Here is a 17,174-nt window from a genome sequence, read left to right as displayed (position 1 = left end):
CAGCGTAGGCCCCGCCGTCACGGCTTGGGGATGTCGAAGTAGCGGTTGAGGCCCGCGGCGAGTGCGACATCGCCGGTGATCTTGACCTTGCGCATCATGAACATCGTGATCGGGCTCTGATTGCCCGAGACCAGCTTCAGGAAGTCCGCGTCGCCCATGGCGAGCGTGACGCGCGGCGTGGCGTCCGAGCGGCCCTCGGTGACCGTGCAGGTCCCGTCCGCGATCGCCGTCTCGTACACGGCCTCCGCCTGGGGGGCGGCGCTCGTGACCTTCCAGCGGATCAGCGCCTGGAGCGAGCCCGCGGCGTCCGGCTTGAACTGCCGCTCCATGCGCGCGAAGACCTCTTCGAGGATGCGGGCCCGCAGCTCGCCGTCCTGCGCGATCCGGTCGATCTCCTTGGCGGACAGGCCCTTCACGATCTTCGCGAACTGCTCGGGCGTGACCGCCGAGAAGTCGAGGCCGGCAATCCCGTCGCGCGTGCTTGCGCCCTCGCTCATGGAACCCTCCGTGTACCGAAACTGCTTACCATTCAGTAAACTTACCAACGGGTAAGGTTACGGCCGGGGCAGATGGGCTGACAAGCGTGACGGGTATAACGGGCGATCCGGCAGAAGGCTACGGAGGGCTGGGGAGGCCTTCCGGGGTGCGCGGTGACGGACCGGGCACCCCCGCCGGCCGACGGCGCCGTGTCCCGCGCCGCGAGCGCGAGCAGCAGATGATCGATGTCGCCGTGCGAGTCTTCGCCAAGCGCGGGTACCACGCCGCTTCCGTCGACGAGATCGCCGAACTCGCGGGCATTTCCAAGCCGATGGTCTATCTCTACCTCGACTCCAAGGAAGGGCTGTTCCTGGCGTGCCTGCGCCGGGAGTCGGACCGGCTCGTCGCCGCGTTCCAAGGGGCGGCGCGAGCGGGCGGCGAGCCCGAGGAGCGGCTCTACGCGGGCCTCGCCGCGTTCTTCGCGTTCGTCGCCGGACACCGTGACTCCTGGGTGGTCCTGCACCGTCAGGCCTCCGAGCTCAGCGCCGCCATCGCCGCCGCGGTCGCGGAGGCGCGCCGGGCCGTCATGGCCGAGGTCGCGGGCCTGGTCGGGGACGGCATCGCGGACAGCGGACGGGGAGCCCTGCTCGACGCCGAGGACGCCGACTTCGTGGCGCACGCGCTCGTCGGCGCCGCGGACGCGCTCACCGACTGGATGGAGCGCCACCCGGGCCAGTCGGCGGACGGGATCGCGCTGCGGCTGATGAACATGGTGTGGGTGGGGATGCGGCACGTCCTCGACGGCGAGGTCTGGACCCCGCGTGACGCCTGACCGCGCAGGATCCCTCACCGGCCCGCGCCGTTCGGTCGCGTCGGCCCCATTGAATTTCCCTTACGCGTGAGTAAGTTGACGGCCGAGTAAGTCTGTGAGTCTGCGTGGGACGAGCAAGACGCAGGGATCACGTCAGCCGCGACCTGGAGCCGTCATGGGCGTACGCAAGGATCTTCAACGGGCACAGCAGCGCAGCGACTTGACGGACCGGGCCACCGTCGAGACCGTCAAGGACGGGCACGGAACCGTGCGCGAGGTGCGCACGGCCGCTCTCGCCGCGGACCCCGGCGGGAACACGCCGGCCGACATCCCCTTCACGAACGCCGCCGAGGCGCCCGACGCCGTGGTCCTGCGGCGCAAGGAGGGCGAGCACTGGCGTCCCGTCACGGCGGTGGCCTTCGCGCGTGAGGTGACCGCGGCGGCCAAGGGGCTGATCGCGGGAGGCCTCGAACCCGGCGGGCGCGTCGCCCTCATGTCCCGTACGCGCTACGAGTGGACCGTCCTCGACTTCGCCATCTGGGCGGCCGGCGGGCAGACCGTACCCGTCTACGCCACCTCGTCGGCCGAACAGATCGAGTGGATCGTCCGGGACTCGGGCGCGCGCCATCTGATCACCGAGACGCCCGAGAACACGGCCACCGCGCGGGCCGCGCTCGCCGCGCTGCCCGAGGACGAGCGGCCGCGCTGCTGGGAACTGGACGCGGGCGCCGTACTCGAACTCGCCACCCTGGGGCGGGAGGTGGACGACGACGAGGTGACCAAGCGGCGCGCCGCCCTCACCCCCGACACCGTCGCGACCGTCTGCTACACCTCCGGGACCACCGGGAAGCCGAAGGGCTGCGTCCTCACCCACGCCAATCTGCACGCCGAGGCCGCGAACACGGTGGAACTGCTGCACCCCATCTTCAAGGAGGTGACCGGACAGGTCGCCTCGACGCTGCTGTTCCTTCCCCTGGCTCACATCCTCGGCCGCACCATCCAGATCTCCTGCATGCTCGCCCGGATCGAGCTGGGCCACTGCCCCGGCATCAAGCCCGACGAGCTGCGGCCCCAACTGCGGTCGTTCCGGCCGACGTTCGTCGTCGGGGTGCCGTACCTCTTCGAGAAGATCCACGACACGGGCCGCGCCACCGCGGAGAAGCTCGGCCGCGGTGCGTCGTTCGACCGGGCCGACCGGATCGCGGTGAACTACGGCGAGGCGCACATGGCCCGCTTCCTCGGCCGTGGCAAGGATCCCCGCGGCAAGGGCCCGTCCCTCGGTCTCCGGATCGCCCGCGGCCTCTACGACCTGCTGGTGTTCCGCCGTGTGCGCAAGGAGCTCGGCGGGCGCCTGCGCTACGCGATCAGCGGCGGCTCCCCCCTCGACCGGCGCCTCAGCCTCTTCTTCTACGCCGCCGGGATCCTCGTCTACGAGGGGTACGGCCTGACGGAGACCAGCGCCGCCGCCACGATCACTCCGCCGCTCGCCCCGCGTCCCGGGACGGTCGGCCTCCCGGTGCCGGGCACGGCCGTCCGGATCGCCGACGACGGGGAGGTGCTCATCAAGGGCGGCATCGTGTTCGGCGGATACCGGAACAACCCCGAGGCGACGGCGGAGGTGCTCGACGGCGGCTGGTTCGCCACCGGTGACCTGGGGGCCCTCGACGAGGACGGCTATCTCACCATCACCGGCCGCAAGAAGGACATCATCGTCACCTCCGGCGGCAAGAACGTCTCGCCGGCCGTCCTGGAGGACCGGCTGCGCAGCCGCCCGCCGGTCGGCCAGTGCATCGTCGTGGGCGACAACCGTTCCTACGTCGCCGCGCTGATCACGCTGGAGCCGGAGGCGGTCGCGCACTGGCTGTCCGTACGGAAGATGCCCGCCGGCACCCCGTTGGCCGACGTCGTCCGTGACCCGCGGATGATCGCGGCGGTGCAGCAGGCCGTCGACTATGCGAACGAGGCGGTCTCGCGGGCCGAGTCCATACGTAAATTCGCCCTGGCGGAAGGCGAGTTCACCGAGGACAACGGGCTGCTCACCCCCTCGTTGAAGATCAAGCGGCATGCGGTCGCGGCCGCGTACGAGCGGGAGATCGAGGACCTCTACCGGGGCTGACCGCCCGTCGTCGGAATCGGGATCGGGGTCGGGGTCGGGGCTGGGATCGGGGTCGGGTGTGGGGGTGCTGCGGCCGGCGGGCCGTGGGCGAAGAGCGTGGCGAGTTCGGCGGGCGTGGCGCCCGTGCGCTCGCCGGCCAGGTCCCACAGGTCCAGCCAGCCGCGCCGGACCCGCGCGGCGAAGGCGTCCTGGCCCGGCGACGCGGCCGTGGCGGCGGCCTGGAGCAGCATGAGGGCGACGTCCCGGTCGGCGCGCAGCTCCGCGTACGCCCGGGACATTCCCTCCTGGGTCGCGGGCGCCTCGGTCAGGGTCTGGGCGAGGCGCTGGAAGCAGCGGTCGGTGGCCGCCTCGAACAGTGCGTGCTTGGTCGGGAAGAACCGGAACAGATACGGCTGCGACACCCCGACCCGCCGCGCGATCGCCTCCGTCGACGTGCCGTGGTACCCGCGCCCGGCGAATTCGACGAGCGCGGCCCGCACGACGGCCTCCCGCCGCTCACCGGCGCTCAGCCGCATCGTGTGCTCACCCCGCACCGCCCGCCCTCGCCTGCTCGGCAGCGGCCGATGCGGGCCATGGTCGGGGTGGAGTACATGGGGGTCTCCTTGTAGGTCGGTTCAGAGCTGGACGTCGTCTCCCTTGGACACATCCAGCGGGTCCCAGCCCTCGCCTCGTTCCGGGAGCAGGGACGGGGCCGACAGGACGGATCCGGTGTGCACCTCGTGCATCAGGCGGCGGTCCAGGATCCGGCCCGCGCAGGCGATGCCGCTGACCGCCGAGCCCGTGATGCCGTTGCCGTAGCGGGTGTCCGCGCCGGCGATGTAGAGGCCCTCGACGAAGGTCGCCGAGTCCGGGCGTGCCCCGGCCGCGCCCCAGTGGGCCATGCCGAAGGGCGTACCGCCGCTGGAGAGCGTGTAGCGCTCGTGGGTGAGGGGCGTCGCGGTCTCCAGGTGCGTGATGTGACCGCGCAGCGGGCCGAGCAGCTCCTCCGCCGCGTCCAGGACCGCGTCCGTGAGGCGGGCCTTCTCCTTCTGGTACGCAGGGTTGCGCCGGTACTTCTCGCCGTCCGCAGGGCCCGTACTCGCGCCCCACTGCTCGAAGCCGGGCGGGCACAGGGTCATCAGCTGGAAGTTGGAGTGGCCCGGAGGACAGATGCGGGGGGTGACGTCGTCCTTGCCGGAGGCGAACGAGGCGAAGAGGAAGTCCGACCCGCCCTCCACGGTGCCGGCGCGCAGCCCCGCGTAGAACCGCTCGATGTCGTCGCCGCGGTACCACCACAGGTTGGCGTGCTGTTCGATGTCCCGGTCGAGGGCCACGTAGACCGCCGCCCAGGGGAGCGCCATCCGCGCGTCGCGTGTCTTGGCGGCGAGGCGGCGTGGCAGGTTCTGCGCGCCGACGAGGTCCAGCATGGTGCGCCGGTAGTCGGCGTTCGACACGACGACCGGGGCGGACGCGCGGCTGCCGTCGGCGAACTCGACGCCGCGCGTGCGGCCCTCCTCGACGGCGATCCGCGTCACCCTGCTGTACGTGCGTAGCGCGCCGCCGTGCGCGCGGATCACTTCGAGGAGCCCGGCCGCGAGCATCTGGCCGCCGCCCTGCGGGTAGTAGGCGCCCCGGATGTAGTGGTCGGTGACCGTGGCGTGCAGGGCGACGGTCGCCTCGTCGGGCGCCATGCCGTAGTTCGGCGACTGGGCGGCGAGCAGCGTACGGGCCCGTGGCGACAGGCCGCAGTGGTCGAACAGCTCGGTCAGGGTGCGGCGCCCCCAGGCCACCGACTGCGGTGCGTGCTGCGGGAGTTCGGACATCGGGAGGTCCTCGGCCGCGACGATCGCGTCCCGCCGCTCGGTGCCGAGTCCCGCCACGACGTCGAGGAACCTGTCGATCCGCGCAGCGTCGGCCGGGCACGCCTCGTGGAGCCGCTTGCGGTACGTCGCCCAGTCCGCCGGCATGTCGAGCGTGGCGCCGGGGATCACGATGCGGTCGAAGCCGTCCGGGTTCATCTCGCGGTACGTGAGCCGCTCGCGCAGGCCGAGCCCGTCCAGGACCGCGGGCAGCAGTCCGTCCGGTCCGCAGTCGCCGAGATAGTGCACGCCGACGTCGAACTCGTAGGCGCGGCGCCTGCGGAACACATGGCTGTTGCCGCCCGCGACGCCGCCCTGCTCGGCGACCAGGACCCGCTTGCCGGCGACCGCGAGATACGCGGCGCAGACGAGACCGCCGATGCCGGAGCCGACGACGACCGCGTCCCAACTGTGCGAGGTGTCAGCGGAGTTCATGCCACGCTCCGGGTCGGCGTCGACGGGAGCGGGGTCGGGACCGCGGGCAGCTGCCCCGGTTCGCCGACCGTGAGCCGGGAGACGCGCGGCGCGGTCTTGCGGGCCAGGCCCGTGAGCGTACGGCCGGGACCGACCTCGACGAACATGTCGCAGTGCAGCTCGTCGGCCATCGTGCGCACCGAGTCCGCCCAGCGCACCGGCGACGTCAGCTGCCGCTCCAGGAGGTCGGGCCAGCCGTCGGAGCCGCGGTAGGGGCGGGCGTCGACGTTCGCCACGACCGGCGCGAAGCCGTGCAGGAACTCGGTCCTCGCCAGTGTCCGCTCGAACGACACGGCCGCCGGGGCCATCAGCGGCGTATGGAAGGCGCCGCCCACCGGGATCGACACGACACGCGTCGCCCCCAGCTCCACGGCCACCGCCGAGCACCGCTCCACGGCGTCGGCCGTGCCTGAAAGAACCGCCTGTTGCGGTGAGTTGAGGTTCGCGACCCAGACCCGGCCGCCGTCCTCGCGCACCGACGCGGCGGCCTTCTCCAGTTCACCGGCGGACAGGCCCAGGACCACGGCCATCGTGCCGGGCGCGTCCGCACACGCCTTGCGCATCGCCTCGCCGCGCGCCGCGACGAGCCGTACGCCGTCCTCGAAGCCGATGACGCCGGCCGCCACGAGCGCCGCGTACTCGCCGAGGCTGTGGCCCGCGCACACCAGGGGGCGACCCGCGGCGGGCAGGACCTGCCGCAGCTCGCTCAGGATCACCATCTCCAGGACGAACGTGGCGAGCTGCGCGTTGTCGGTGCGCCGCAGATGCGCGTCGTCGGCGCGGAGCAGCAGTTCCACCACGTCACGCCCGGACACCTCGCTCGCCCGCTCGGCCAGGAACCAGCCGGGGCTCGACGCCCACGGCCGGCCCATTCCCGCCTGCTGCGCGCCCTGCCCCGGAAACACCAGAGCCAATCGCGGACCTGTCATCTCGTCCATCGCCTTCTTCTGTCTCCCGGAATTACGGCTACGGCGATGATTCCAGAGGGATTTGGAACCGCCGTAGAGGGCAGATAAAAGGTCTCCGAATAATCGCACGGGGCGGGGGAGAAGCCTTTGCTGTCACTTTCGGGGAATGCGCTGTCTCTTTCGTTGGGCGCCCCTTGTCCGGCCCGCTCCGGCCCGCTTACGTTCCCTTCGTCAAGGCAGCAGGCGATGAGAGGAACACACATGACTCAGCAGACCGTGGCGTCGGCGGCCGGCTACCACGAGCAGGTGGGCCGGATCGTCATCGAGGAACTCGAGCTGGAAGAAGGAGAGCTGACGGACAGCGGTCATTTCATCGACGACTACGACAGCGACTCGCTCTCCCTCATCACCGTGGTCTCCCGAATAGAGAAGGAATTGGGAGTTGCCATTCCGAAGGACACCCTCGGCGATCTGGTGAATCTGCGCCTCCTCGTCGACGCCGTTGTGCAGCACGCCGCGGACCAGCGGGCGGGGGAGAGCGCGAATGGCTGACACCGCCGGTGCGGCGCGCCCGTCGCGCCGCGTCGTCATCACCGGACTCGGTGCGGTGTCACCCGTCGGCATCGGCGCCGACGTGTTCGCCGCCGCCGTCCGGGCGGGCGTCAACGGCACCGCCCCCATCGAGTCCTTCGACGCGAGCGCCTTCCCGCGCCGCAAGGCCGGCGAGGTCCTCGACTTCGAGCCCGCCGACCACCTCAAGCGGCTCGACCCGCCGCGCTGGGGCCGCAGCGGCCTGCTCGCGGCGGCCGCCGCCCGGCTCGCCGTCGCCGACGCGGGCATCGACGAGGAGCAACTCGACACGGCCCGCGCCGGCGCCGTCATGGGCACCACCAGCGGCGAGTCCGCGGTCGTCCAGGCCCTCGCCGAGCAGTGGATCGAGGGTGGTCTCGCCTCGATCGACGGCGAACTCGCGGGCCAGACACCGGCGTCCAGGATCGCCAACGCGGTCAGCGCCGAACTGCGCCTCACCGGCGAGACGCAGACCATCCCGACGGCCTGCTCCGCCTCCAACTACGCGCTCGGCTACGCCTACGACCTGGTGCGCAGCGGCGAGGCCGAGGTGATGCTCGCGGGCGGCGCCGACGCCGTCAACCGCCTCACCCACGCCGGGTTCTACGCGCTCGGCGCGATGGCCGAGGACGTGCCGCGGCCCTTCGCCGCCGACCGCTCCGGCATCGTCACCGGCGAGGGCGGCGCCGTCCTCGTCCTGGAGACGTACGAGCACGCCGTGGCGCGCGGCGCCCGGATGTACGCGGAGATCCTCGGCTACGCGGCCAACTGCGACGCCGCCCACATGGTGCACCCCGACGCGACCAGCATCGCCGCGGGCATCAGGGCCGCGCACGAGGCGGCCGGCGTCGAGCCCGCGCAGATCGACTACATCTGCGCGCACGGCACCGGCACGCCGACGAACGACTCCACCGAAGTGGCGGCCGCCCGCGAGGTGTTCGGCGACCGCATCCCGCCGATCAGCTCCATCAAGTCGATGCTCGGCCACACCATGGGCGCCGCGTCCGGCTTCGGCGCGATCGCCTGCTGCAAGGCGTTCGAGCAGGACTTCCTGCCGCCCACGGCCAACGTCACCGAGCCCGACCCGGCGCTTGGCGAGGGCGTGGACTGCGTGCCCGGCGTCGGCCGCGAGGCCCGCCTGGACATCGTGCAGAACCACGGGTTCGCCTTCGGCGGGAACAACGTCATCACCATCCTGGGGAGGGTCTCGTGACGACCGCGACTGCGACCGCGGGCACGACCGCCGTCGCGACCGCCGCACCGCTCTACGTCACCGGCGCCGGAGTCGTCTCCGCGGCCGGGTACGGACTCGCCCCGCTCGGTGAACTCCTGCTCAAGCGGGGTGAGTTGGACAAGGGCCCGATCGGCGAGGACGCCGACGCGTACCCGCCGCGCCCCGTCCGCGCCGTCCACGGCTTCGACGTCAAGGCACACCTGGGCCGCAAGGGCACCAAGTACCTCGACCGGCTCACCTCCTTCGGCCTGGTGGCCTGCAAAGAGGTACTCGAAGGGGCGGAGGTGAGCGGCGGCCGCACCGGCGTGGTGCTCGCCACCAACACCGGCTCCGTGTCGACACACAGCTCCCTCCTGTACGACACGCTGACCCTGGAGAAGCCGTACCTGGTGAACCCGGGCCAGTTCCCGAACACCGTCATGAACAGCACCTCCGGGCAGATCGCCATCCGCAACGGCCTGCGCGGCCTGAACGCGACCGTCGCCGGCGGCCAGACCGCCTCGCTGCTCGCGTTCCGGCACGCACGCCTCGCGCTCGGCCTCGGCCGCGCCGAGCGGCTCCTCGTCGGTGGTGTGGAGGAACTGAGCGCCCCGGCGGCGTGGGCGTGGCACCGCACCGGAGTGCTCCGCGAAGGCGCGGCGCTCGGTGAGGGCGCGGCCGTCTTCACCGTTCAGCAGGACCCTGCGGAGGGGGCCCTGGCCGAACTCCTCGCGTGCGAGGTGCGGTTCACGCCGGACCCGCGGCAGTACGCCGAGGGCCTCGCGAACGCCGTCTCGCGCGCCCTCGACCGCAGCAGGGTCCGCCCCGAGGAGGTGACGGCCGTCTCCCTGGGTGCCGCCCACCACCGTGGCCTGGAGCGGATCGAGGAGCGTGGCGTGCGGGCCGCGCTCGGGGGCGAACTGCCGGGCGCCGTACGGGTCGCCGATGTGCTCGGCGAGACGTACAGCGCCAGTGGCGCGCTGCAGCTCGCCGCTCTTCTCGCGCTGTGGCAGGCCGAGCCGCCGGCCTCGCCGGTGACGGCGCTCGTCACCTCCGTGGGCCGGGACGGCAACGCCGCGGCCCTGGTGGTGCGCAGCCCGCGCTGAGGCCTGCCCCGATGCCGGCAGCGGCGCCCGCGAGTCTCCCCGCGGGCGCCGCTGCCTTTTCCGTTGACCGCCCCTGAAGGAGCCCGTATGCCCGCCGCCACCCTCAACCCGGCCTACGCGGGCCGGACTTACCCGCCGACCGAGCCGTACGAAGTGGGCCGCGAGAAGATCAGGGAGTTCGCCGCCGTCCTCGGGGCGCCGGCCGGTGACGGCGCCGTCGCGCCGCCCACCTTCCCCATCGTGCTGTCCCTGCACGTCATGAAGCAGGTCCTCGACGACCCGGACCTCGGCTTCGACTTCGCGCGGGCCGTCCACCGCGACCAGCGCTTCGAGTCGGTCCGCCCGGTACGTGCCGGGGACCGGCTCACCGTCACCATCGAGATCGTCGCAGCCGAGACGGTCGACGGGAACGACGTCGTCACCCTGCGCGGACACCTGCGCGAGGCGGACGGCGGCGCGCCCGTGTGCACGACGACCTCGACCCTCGTCTCCCGTAAGGCGGAAGCCCTATGAGCCAGGCACCGCAGCCCGGCGACCGGCTGCCCACCCGCACCTTCCGCTACACCCGCGAGCGGCTCGTGGCCTACGCCGCCGCGTCCGGCGACCACAACCCCATCCACTGGTCCGACTCCCGCGCAGCCGCCGTGGGCCTGCCCGGTGTCATCGCGCACGGCATGCTCGGCATGGGCGTCGCCGCGACCGCCGTCGCCCGGTGGGCGGGCGAGCGGGCCAGCGTCACCGAGTACGGCACCCGCTTCACCCGCCCGGTCCTCGTCCCCGACACCGCCGACGGCGTGGACCTCACCGTCGACGGCACCGTGGGCGACGTCAGGGAAGACGGGACGGTTCGGGTCGATCTGACGGTGCGCTGCGCGGAGCAGAAGGTGTTGGCACGGACGCGCGTGGTGCTGGCGTACGACCGATAGCGAGCCCCGCGAACGCCCCCGCGAACACCACGGCGGCCCCCGTCAGCACCGCGCTGCGGAGGCCGCCGTGCGCGTACACGGCGGTCAGGACGGCGATGCCGAGGGCGCCGCCGAACTCGCGGATCGTGTTGTTCACGCCGGACGCGAGATTGTGCTCGTGCTCCGCGACCGAGCCGATGACCGTCGCCGGGTTCGCCGCGAAGACGAGACCCATGCCGACGCCCGCGAGGACCATGGCACCGACCATCTGTCCGTACGCCAGACCGGGCTTCGAGATCAGCGCCAGCCACACCAGCGCGACCGCCTGGAGCAGACACCCCGCCGCCTGGAGCGGACCGCCGCCCACCCGCCCGACCAGCGCGCTGGCCAGCGGCACGATCACCATCGGCGCCGCGGTCCACGGCAGCGTACGCAGACCCGCCTCGAACGGCGAGTACCCCATCGGCCCCTGCATGAACTGCGCCAGGAAGAAGATCGCGCCGAACACCCCGAAGTACATGGTCAGGGCCAGCGCGTTGCTCAGCATGAACGGTCGTACGCGGTAGAGGTGCAGCGGCGCGAGAGGTGTCGGGGTGCGCCGCTGCCACCAGGCGAAACCGGCGAACAGCGCGGCGGACACGGCGAGTCCGGCCAGCGGACGCACCGCGGCCCAGCCGCTGTCGGCCGCCTGCACGATGCCCCACACGGCCGCCACCACCGCACCCGTGACGAACGCGATGCCCGGCACGTCGAGGCGTCGCGGCGCGCCCTTGGACTCGCGGATCGCCCACAGGGCGAGAGGAAGCGCGACCGCCCCCACCGGCACGTTGATCCAGAAGATCCAGTGCCAGTCGAGGCCCTGCGTGACCAGGCCGCCGGCCATCGGGCCGAGCGCGATGCCCAGGCCGTTGACCCCGCCCCACACGCCGACCGCGAGCGGCCTGCGCTCCGGGGCGACGGCCGCGACGGCCAGCGTCAGCGAGACCGGCAGGACGGCCGCGGCCCCCGCCCCCTGCACGACCCGGGCGGCGACGAGCAGGCCCGCCGAGTCGGAGAGCGCGCACGCCGCGGACGCGACGGTGAAGAGCCCGATGCCCCACACGAAGACGCGCCGTCGGCCGATCCGGTCGCCGAGAGCGGCGCCCGCGAGCAGCAGCCCCGCGAACGCCAGGATGTATCCGTTGACGACCCACTGGAGGCCGGACTGGCGCACCCCCAGGTCACGGGAGATGACGGTCAGCGCGTTGGTCACGACGAGGTTGTCGACGGCCACCATGAACATGGGCAGCGAGGTCGCGATCAGCGCCCACGCCGCCCCCTTTGCTCGCACGATGTCTTTCCTTCCTTACGGCTTGGGGACGCGAGGAGGCCGCCGGCCCTCGAGAGGTCCGGCGGCCTGGCCCGCACATACGAACGGCGTTACGCCTGCGTGCCCGCCGGCGGCAGCTTCAGCTCGACGGCGCCGATCTGCGCCAGCAGGAACAGGTCCTGACGGCAGGCCCAGTGCTCGTGCACCAGACCGTCGTCACCGACGCGGTAGATGTGGATGTGCTCGACGTCGACCTTGTTGCCGGTGCCCTCGAAGCCGAGGAAGTTGCCGGTGTGGATGCCGGTGAAGCGCACCCGGATGACGGCCTTGTCGCCATCGGCGAACGAGTCGATGTGGTCCCAGCTCGCCTCGGAGAACACGGAGTTCATCCAGCGGGCGGTCCCGAGGTAGCCGGACGGGCCTCCGGGGGTGCCGGGCGGGGCCTCGTAGTCGACGAAGCCGGGGGCGACCAGCTCGTCGGCGACCTTCTCGTCGAGGTCGTTGAAGATCTTGCCCATCTGCTGGGCGATCTCCAGAACGGTGGCGTTCGACATGGAGTTCCTTTCCTGTCAGGGGAGTTGGGAGGGGGGTGTTCTCTGGTGTGGGGAATCAGTGGCCGACGCCGAGGCCGCCCGTGACCGGGAGGATCGCCGCCGTGACGTACGAGGCCTCCTCGCTCGCCAGGAAGCGGACGGCGGCCGCGACCTCGTCCGGGCTGCCGGCCCGGAACAGGGACGTCTGGCCGAGGACGTGCTGGCGCCGGGCGTCGGTGACGTCCTTGACCATGTCGGTCTCGATCAGGCCGGGCGAGACGATGTTGACCGTGATGTTGCGGCGGCCCACCTCGCGGGCGAGCGAACGGCCGAAACCGATCAACCCGGCCTTGGACGCGGCGTAGTTGGTCTGGCCGGGGGCACCCGCCATCGCGCTCATCGAGGACATGAGGACGACCCGGCCCCAGCGGGCCTTGAGCATGTCCGGCACGACCTCCTTGGCGACGGTCACCGCCGACATCAGGTTCGTCTCGATGACCGCGCGGAAGTCGTCGTCCTCCATGCCGACGAGCAGCTCGTCACGGGTGATCCCGGCGTTGGAGACGAGCACCTGGATCGGCCCGTGCTGGATGCGGGCCTCGTCGACCGCGCGCCGCACGGACTCGGGGTCCGTCACGTCGCAGCGCACCCCGAACAGGCCCTCGGGCGGCTCACCGGTGCGATACGTGACGGCGACCTTGTCGCCCTGTTCGGCCAGGGCGCGGGCGGTGGCGAGGCCGATGCCCCGGTTCCCGCCGGTGACGAGCACGGAACGGCTCACGGAGTCAGCTCCTAGGAGTGGGGGACAGGACCTCGGACAGGAGCGCGTCGAGCCGCTCCGCCGCCTCGGCCGTGTCGGTGAAGTGGATCGCCTGCCAGCCGGCCGCCTCCGCGCCCGCGCAGTTGTGCGCCAGGTCGTCGACGAGCACGCAGTCCTCGGCCGGCACTCCGGCCCGCTCGGCGGCAAGGGCGAACATGCCGGGCGACGGCTTGCGGTGGCCGACCTCGAAGGACAGCAGGACGTCGTCGAAGAGCTCCGCCGGGTCGACCATGCGGCGCCAGTGCGCGTCCCAGGTCGGCACCATGTTGGAGAGCATCCCGACGAACGCACCGCGCTCGCGCGACGTGCGCAGCGCCGCCACCCACGCGTGGTTGGTCTCCCGCCCGTCGAACCAGGCGTCGGCCAGCGTCGTCAGGTGTACGCCGGTCACGCCGTGGTCGGCGGCGAGCACCTCGGAGACCTGGGCGAGCCACTCCTCCTCGGAGACGAGAGGGGTGTCGATCGGCTCCATGATGTCGCTGGTGCCGTAGCCGGCGGTCACCTTGCCGAGCGCCTGCTGAAGGGCCTGCGGGTCGATGCCCTGCGTCTTGCAGAAGGTGCCCATCGTGTGGGCGATCGGAGGGGTGAGGACCCCGCCGAAGTCGGTCCAGACGGCGAGGCGCCGGGGCGTCCGCGCGTCCTGCGTGCTGCTCACAGCTCACTCCCGGGTGCGACGGTGACGGTGACGTGCGCGATCTCGGCGTCCCCCTGGAGGAAGCGCACGGGGGTCTGCGTCCGGCCGCCGTCCGCGCGGATCCGCGGCGCCTCGGCGTGCACCGGCTCGTCCAGCTCTGCGAACCGCGAGAAGCGCGCCTCGAACCCGACGGCGTACGTCGTCCGCGGCTCGCCCGTGGACAGCAGGGCCAGCTGCCGCGCCGCCTCGACGAGCGTCATCGCGGGCAGGTGGTCGTAGACGTGGTCGAACAACGCACGGTTGTCGAAGCGCGGGGTGACCTCGGCCGAGACCGCGGCGGGGGACGTCTCGGGGCGGGACAGGACGACGTTCAGCGGGTTGCCGCGGCCCACCCGGGCGGGCTCGGCCTGCCAGATGTCGTCCACGGCGGCCCCGGGGTCGCAGAAGTCCGAGGTGAGCGGGGCGGGTGTGCCGCGCTGCGCGTGCCGCAGGACCTCGTTCTCGTGCTGGTTGAGGAACAGCACGTCCATCTCGTGCTCGCCGACCTCGGTGTCGTCGACGAAGTAGCGTTGGGCGACCTTGCCCTTGCGGTAGCGACCGCGCCGCGTCGGCTGCCCGATGTACTCGGTGTCGATGCGCAGCCGGCCGGGCTCCGGGCCGACGACCAGTTCCTTGAGCCCGTACAGGTCGAGCCGGAACGTGTCGACGATCATCGTGGTGCCCTTGGAGAGCCCGATGTGTGCGTGCGACCCGGCGATGGCCGCCTGCCGGCCCGACTCCAGGAGCAACAGCGCGTCGTAGACCGCGGGCCGCTGCACATGGTCGCTGTAGTAGCCGTGGGTGAGCGGGAGTTGGACCGCGGAGCGGACCTTCTTGGCGGCCAGCGCCCTGATGTCCGTGACGAAGACCTCGGAGACCGCGGCCCGGTGGACCAGGGAGCGGTCGACGGTGCGCCCGTAACTGAGTTCGGCGGGCGCCGAAGGAATCTCCGGAGCCACGTGTGTGGTCATACCTGTTTCCTTTGGCTGGGGTCCCTCGAAGACTTCTCGCGCGGACATCTCGTGAAGACACCCGGTGAGGCTTCCGTCTGAGCGGAGGGGTTCGCTGCCGAATGAGCGTCGCAGGGGCGCATGGAAGCGCGATGGTGCGGGAATTCAACGGTGATAAAAGCGTCTTCGCATTTCCGTGCACCGGGTGGGGAGCACGCCGCTGGGAAAGCGCAGTATCCTCATGGAATGCGTATCGGAGAGCTGGCGCGGCGTACCGGAGTTCCGGTCCCCACCATCAAGTACTACTCGCGCGAGGGCCTGTTGCCCCCGGGCGAGCGCACCAGCCCGAACCAGGTCGCGTACGACGATTCCCATGTCCGCAGGCTCAAGCTGATCCGGGCGATGCTGGAGGTCGGCGGCCTGTCCATCGCGGCTGCACGCGATGTCCTGTCCGAGGTCGACTCCCCGACCCGCACGGTCCACGGCATGCTCGGCGTCGCCCAGTCCGCGGTGACCAGGGCCGCCGTCGAGCGGGGCACCGACGAGGACCGGGAGCGGGCCGAGGTCGAGGTCCGCGAGCTCGTGCTCCGGCACGGCTGGGCGGCGAAGCCGGAGAACCCGGGCTGGCAGGCGCTCGTCCAGATCGTGCTGACCTACCGCGATCTCGACCGGGGCGACCTGCTCACCCTGCTCGACAAGTACGCCGCCGCGGCGGGGGAGTTGGCGGTCGCCGAGCTCGGCGCGCTCGCCGATGTGCCCAGCGCCGACGGCAAGGTCGAGGGCGTCGTCCTCGGCACGGTCCTCGGCGACGCGGCCATGGCGGCGCTGCGCCGGATCGCCCAGGAGGACGCCTCCGGCCGGATTGGCAGCGGGCGCAGGCACAGCGCGTAGCCCCCGCCGGCTCACCCGGCGTACGCCAGCAGCGGCGCCACCGGCGCCAGATGGTGCACATGGGCGGGCGGCAGATTCCCGAACACCGTCTCCGTGCGGAACCGGTGCCGGTCCAGGGTCCGCCCGACGACGGCCTGCACCGCGAGAGTCCGCTCGCGCGCCCCGCCCGTCGTGAACACCCGGCGCAGCGGCGGCATCCCGGCGTAGGCGAAGAACGACAGCGTGCCGCCGGGACGCAGCGCCGCGAGCAGCCTGCCGAATATGTCCTCGACCGTGCCCGCGTCGAAATTGGCGAACGGCAGCCCGCACACGATGGTGTCGTAGCTCCCCAGCTCATGCTCCTGCACGAGCCCGGTGAGCAGCCGCACCCGCTCGTCGCCGCCGTAGTCGCGGTGCAGGAGCTCGGCGAAGCGGGGGTTGGCCTCGACGAGGTCGAGGGTGTCCAGGGCGCCGAGCGAGGCCCTGATGCGCCGGGTCACGGCGCCCGTGCCGGGGCCGACCTCGAGCACCGCGTGGGCGCGGCCGGGGCTGGGGATCACGTAGCGGGTCAGGGCCCGTGCCAGCAGGGGACTGCTGGGCGCGATGGCCCCGGTGTCCCGGCGGGTGCGGGCGAACTCTCGGAGGAACAGCGTCACATCGGTCATGGCCACCTGCGTCATTAGTGATAGTGAAACTATCGATAGCGTAGGTTACTGTTGGAGCTCAGGACACGCCCAGCCGCTGCCCACAGCGACGCTAGTGGGCCTCTGACCTGGGAACACGCCTCACCAAAGACCCAGCGCATGCCTCCAAAGAGGCATCGGGCCCAGGGAAAGGGAGACCGATGGACTTCGCCTCACTCATGTCGTGGGTCGACTTCACGTCCGGCCTGTCCACCCGGATGTCGGGCGCCGCCTGCTGGGCGTACGCGATCCTCGCGGTCACCACGCTGCCGCCCCTGCTGCCCAACGCGGTGCTCCTGGTCACCGGCGGGATGCTCGCCGCGCGCGGCGAGATGTCCCTCGTCCTGGTCCTGCTCTCGGTGGCCGGCAGCGCGCTCGCCGGTGACGTCCTCATCCACCGTTTCGGCTGGTTCGCCGGCCGCAGAGTGCGCGGCGGCGCCGTGGGGCGCGGGCGCAGGGGCGAGCTGTTCGACTGGGCCGCGGGGCGGGTGCAGAGCGGCGGAATCCCGTTCGTCGTCGGCGTCCGCTTCCTGCCCAGCGGGCGCCTCCTCGGCGGGCTCGCCGCCGGCGCGGCGCGCTACCCGGCCGGCAAGTTCGCGATCGGCGCCGCACTCGCCGAAGTCGTCTGGGCCGCCTACTCGGTGGGCGTGGGCTACTTCGGCGGAGCGGTCAGCGACGACCCCGTGTACTCCGTCGCGATAGGCCTCGGCCTTTCCGTCGCCGTCGGCGCGGTCGCGGCGCTCGCCCAACGCAGGGCGACCGCCACGGCCGCGGATGTCTCGAAGGGGACATAGCGCATTCCCCGAAACGCGGATATCGGGCGCGCGCCTTTCCTGGAAGCCTCGGAATTCGTGTGCTGCGGACCGGAATTCACCGCAGCCGCTCCCCGTCGACGTCACATGAAATAGACGTTCGCCA

19 protein-coding genes are annotated in these 17,174 nt (G+C 71.9%); 9 read left to right on the top strand and 10 right to left on the bottom strand.

Translation table 11 applies throughout. The annotated features are described in order from the left end of the window. Positions 1 to 17: 17 nt before the first annotated feature. The gene (locus tag ACWFR4_RS16560) at positions 18 to 497 is read right to left on the bottom strand and encodes an SCP2 sterol-binding domain-containing protein (protein WP_453467989.1); all 480 of its coding nucleotides are present in this window, start codon (positions 495 to 497) and stop codon (positions 18 to 20) included. 146 nt (positions 498 to 643) lie between these two features. Here ACWFR4_RS16560 and ACWFR4_RS16555 point away from each other — a divergent pair, with 146 nt between their 5' ends. Both ACWFR4_RS16555 and ACWFR4_RS16550 read left to right on the top strand, forming a co-directional pair. Beyond that, the gene (locus ACWFR4_RS16555; RefSeq protein WP_453467987.1) at positions 644 to 1,309 is read left to right on the top strand and encodes a TetR/AcrR family transcriptional regulator; all 666 of its coding nucleotides are present in this window, start codon (positions 644 to 646) and stop codon (positions 1,307 to 1,309) included. Between the two features lie 154 nt (positions 1,310 to 1,463). Next, the gene (locus tag ACWFR4_RS16550) at positions 1,464 to 3,404 is read left to right on the top strand and encodes an AMP-dependent synthetase/ligase (RefSeq protein ID WP_453467985.1); all 1,941 of its coding nucleotides are present in this window, start codon (positions 1,464 to 1,466) and stop codon (positions 3,402 to 3,404) included. On the opposite strand, the gene ACWFR4_RS16545 is transcribed toward ACWFR4_RS16550, so the two are convergent. From ACWFR4_RS16545 to fabD, 3 genes are all read right to left on the bottom strand, one after another. After that, complete coding sequence (locus ACWFR4_RS16545) at positions 3,392 to 3,919, bottom strand: TetR/AcrR family transcriptional regulator (protein WP_453653022.1); 528 nt, start codon at positions 3,917 to 3,919, stop codon at positions 3,392 to 3,394. The two genes, ACWFR4_RS16550 and ACWFR4_RS16545, sit on opposite strands and share 13 nt — an antisense overlap. A gap of 99 nt (positions 3,920 to 4,018) precedes the next feature. Beyond that, complete coding sequence (locus ACWFR4_RS16540) at positions 4,019 to 5,677, bottom strand: phytoene desaturase family protein (RefSeq protein WP_453653020.1); 1,659 nt, start codon at positions 5,675 to 5,677, stop codon at positions 4,019 to 4,021. After that, positions 5,674 to 6,654 (bottom strand): ACP S-malonyltransferase, encoded by a 981-nt coding sequence (gene fabD, locus ACWFR4_RS16535; RefSeq protein ID WP_453467979.1) that lies wholly within the window; start codon positions 6,652 to 6,654, stop codon positions 5,674 to 5,676. The genes ACWFR4_RS16540 and fabD overlap by 4 nt, the downstream gene beginning before the upstream one ends. A gap of 231 nt (positions 6,655 to 6,885) precedes the next feature. On the opposite strand from fabD, the gene ACWFR4_RS16530 reads away from it, so the two are divergent. The 5 genes from ACWFR4_RS16530 (at position 6,886) to ACWFR4_RS16510 (ending at position 10,439) form a co-directional block, all read left to right on the top strand. Beyond that, positions 6,886 to 7,176, top strand: a complete 291-nt coding sequence (locus ACWFR4_RS16530; protein WP_453467977.1) for an acyl carrier protein — start codon at positions 6,886 to 6,888, stop codon at positions 7,174 to 7,176. After that, positions 7,169 to 8,407 carry a beta-ketoacyl-[acyl-carrier-protein] synthase family protein gene (locus tag ACWFR4_RS16525; protein WP_116512910.1) on the top strand — a complete coding sequence of 413 codons (1,239 nt, stop codon included), beginning with the start codon at positions 7,169 to 7,171 and terminating at the stop codon, positions 8,405 to 8,407. The genes ACWFR4_RS16530 and ACWFR4_RS16525 overlap by 8 nt, the downstream gene beginning before the upstream one ends. Beyond that, on the top strand, positions 8,404 to 9,513 hold the full coding sequence (locus ACWFR4_RS16520) for a beta-ketoacyl synthase N-terminal-like domain-containing protein (protein ID WP_453653017.1): 1,110 nt from the start codon (positions 8,404 to 8,406) through the stop codon (positions 9,511 to 9,513). Before ACWFR4_RS16525 ends, ACWFR4_RS16520 begins: the two co-directional genes overlap by 4 nt. Before the next feature lie 87 nt (positions 9,514 to 9,600). Further along, positions 9,601 to 10,026 carry an FAS1-like dehydratase domain-containing protein gene (locus ACWFR4_RS16515; protein WP_453469548.1) on the top strand — a complete coding sequence of 142 codons (426 nt, stop codon included), beginning with the start codon at positions 9,601 to 9,603 and terminating at the stop codon, positions 10,024 to 10,026. Further along, entirely contained in the window at positions 10,023 to 10,439 is a 417-nt protein-coding gene (locus tag ACWFR4_RS16510) for a MaoC/PaaZ C-terminal domain-containing protein (RefSeq protein WP_453469547.1), read from the top strand. Before ACWFR4_RS16515 ends, ACWFR4_RS16510 begins: the two co-directional genes overlap by 4 nt. Here ACWFR4_RS16510 and ACWFR4_RS16505 read toward each other — a convergent pair. From ACWFR4_RS16505 to ACWFR4_RS16485, 5 genes are all read right to left on the bottom strand, one after another. Continuing rightward, positions 10,342 to 11,748 (bottom strand): MFS transporter, encoded by a 1,407-nt coding sequence (locus ACWFR4_RS16505; protein WP_453653015.1) that lies wholly within the window; start codon positions 11,746 to 11,748, stop codon positions 10,342 to 10,344. The genes ACWFR4_RS16510 and ACWFR4_RS16505 overlap by 98 nt on opposite strands. An 89-nt stretch (positions 11,749 to 11,837) precedes the next feature. Further along, a complete protein-coding gene (locus ACWFR4_RS16500) occupies positions 11,838 to 12,281 on the bottom strand; it encodes an ester cyclase (RefSeq protein ID WP_453462417.1) in 444 nt (147 codons plus the stop codon). Between the two features lie 55 nt (positions 12,282 to 12,336). Continuing rightward, the gene (gene fabG / locus ACWFR4_RS16495) at positions 12,337 to 13,041 is read right to left on the bottom strand and encodes a 3-oxoacyl-ACP reductase FabG (protein WP_453653013.1); all 705 of its coding nucleotides are present in this window, start codon (positions 13,039 to 13,041) and stop codon (positions 12,337 to 12,339) included. A 4-nt stretch (positions 13,042 to 13,045) separates the two neighbouring features. Next, positions 13,046 to 13,735 carry an HAD family hydrolase gene (locus tag ACWFR4_RS16490; RefSeq protein ID WP_453653011.1) on the bottom strand — a complete coding sequence of 230 codons (690 nt, stop codon included), beginning with the start codon at positions 13,733 to 13,735 and terminating at the stop codon, positions 13,046 to 13,048. After that, positions 13,732 to 14,724 (bottom strand): AfsA-related hotdog domain-containing protein, encoded by a 993-nt coding sequence (locus tag ACWFR4_RS16485; RefSeq protein ID WP_453653009.1) that lies wholly within the window; start codon positions 14,722 to 14,724, stop codon positions 13,732 to 13,734. The genes ACWFR4_RS16490 and ACWFR4_RS16485 overlap by 4 nt, the downstream gene beginning before the upstream one ends. A 225-nt stretch (positions 14,725 to 14,949) precedes the next feature. Between ACWFR4_RS16485 and ACWFR4_RS16480 the strand changes: the two genes are divergently transcribed. Further along, entirely contained in the window at positions 14,950 to 15,594 is a 645-nt protein-coding gene (locus ACWFR4_RS16480; RefSeq protein WP_453462405.1) for a MerR family transcriptional regulator, read from the top strand. An 11-nt stretch (positions 15,595 to 15,605) separates the two neighbouring features. Here the strand turns inward: ACWFR4_RS16480 and ACWFR4_RS16475 are convergent, their stop codons facing one another. Continuing rightward, positions 15,606 to 16,253, bottom strand: coding sequence for a class I SAM-dependent methyltransferase (locus ACWFR4_RS16475; protein ID WP_453462402.1), 648 nt, complete (start codon positions 16,251 to 16,253; stop codon positions 15,606 to 15,608). 164 nt (positions 16,254 to 16,417) lie between these two features. Here ACWFR4_RS16475 and ACWFR4_RS16470 point away from each other — a divergent pair, with 164 nt between their 5' ends. Further along, a complete protein-coding gene (locus ACWFR4_RS16470; RefSeq protein WP_453653007.1) occupies positions 16,418 to 17,050 on the top strand; it encodes a DedA family protein in 633 nt (210 codons plus the stop codon). The last annotated feature ends 124 nt before the right edge of the window (positions 17,051 to 17,174 follow it).

The organism is Streptomyces sp. NPDC055140 (genome assembly GCF_053607285.1).
This window is presented reverse-complemented; position numbering and strand designations above follow the sequence as displayed.

Coding starts and splice junctions, on each gene's coding strand:
- ACWFR4_RS16560 (WP_453467989.1), bottom strand. CDS start 497: ATGAGCGAGGGCGCAAGCACGCGCGACGGGATTGCCGGCCTCGACTTC.
- ACWFR4_RS16550 (WP_453467985.1), top strand. CDS start 1,464: ATGGGCGTACGCAAGGATCTTCAACGGGCACAGCAGCGCAGCGACTTG.
- ACWFR4_RS16545 (WP_453653022.1), bottom strand. CDS start 3,919: ATGCGGCTGAGCGCCGGTGAGCGGCGGGAGGCCGTCGTGCGGGCCGCG.
- ACWFR4_RS16540 (WP_453653020.1), bottom strand. CDS start 5,677: ATGAACTCCGCTGACACCTCGCACAGTTGGGACGCGGTCGTCGTCGGC.
- fabD (WP_453467979.1), bottom strand. CDS start 6,654: ATGGACGAGATGACAGGTCCGCGATTGGCTCTGGTGTTTCCGGGGCAG.
- ACWFR4_RS16530 (WP_453467977.1), top strand. CDS start 6,886: ATGACTCAGCAGACCGTGGCGTCGGCGGCCGGCTACCACGAGCAGGTG.
- ACWFR4_RS16525 (WP_116512910.1), top strand. CDS start 7,169: ATGGCTGACACCGCCGGTGCGGCGCGCCCGTCGCGCCGCGTCGTCATC.
- ACWFR4_RS16515 (WP_453469548.1), top strand. CDS start 9,601: ATGCCCGCCGCCACCCTCAACCCGGCCTACGCGGGCCGGACTTACCCG.
- ACWFR4_RS16510 (WP_453469547.1), top strand. CDS start 10,023: ATGAGCCAGGCACCGCAGCCCGGCGACCGGCTGCCCACCCGCACCTTC.
- ACWFR4_RS16500 (WP_453462417.1), bottom strand. CDS start 12,281: ATGTCGAACGCCACCGTTCTGGAGATCGCCCAGCAGATGGGCAAGATC.
- ACWFR4_RS16485 (WP_453653009.1), bottom strand. CDS start 14,724: ATGACCACACACGTGGCTCCGGAGATTCCTTCGGCGCCCGCCGAACTC.
- ACWFR4_RS16480 (WP_453462405.1), top strand. CDS start 14,950: ATGCGTATCGGAGAGCTGGCGCGGCGTACCGGAGTTCCGGTCCCCACC.
- ACWFR4_RS16475 (WP_453462402.1), bottom strand. CDS start 16,253: ATGACGCAGGTGGCCATGACCGATGTGACGCTGTTCCTCCGAGAGTTC.
- ACWFR4_RS16470 (WP_453653007.1), top strand. CDS start 16,418: ATGGACTTCGCCTCACTCATGTCGTGGGTCGACTTCACGTCCGGCCTG.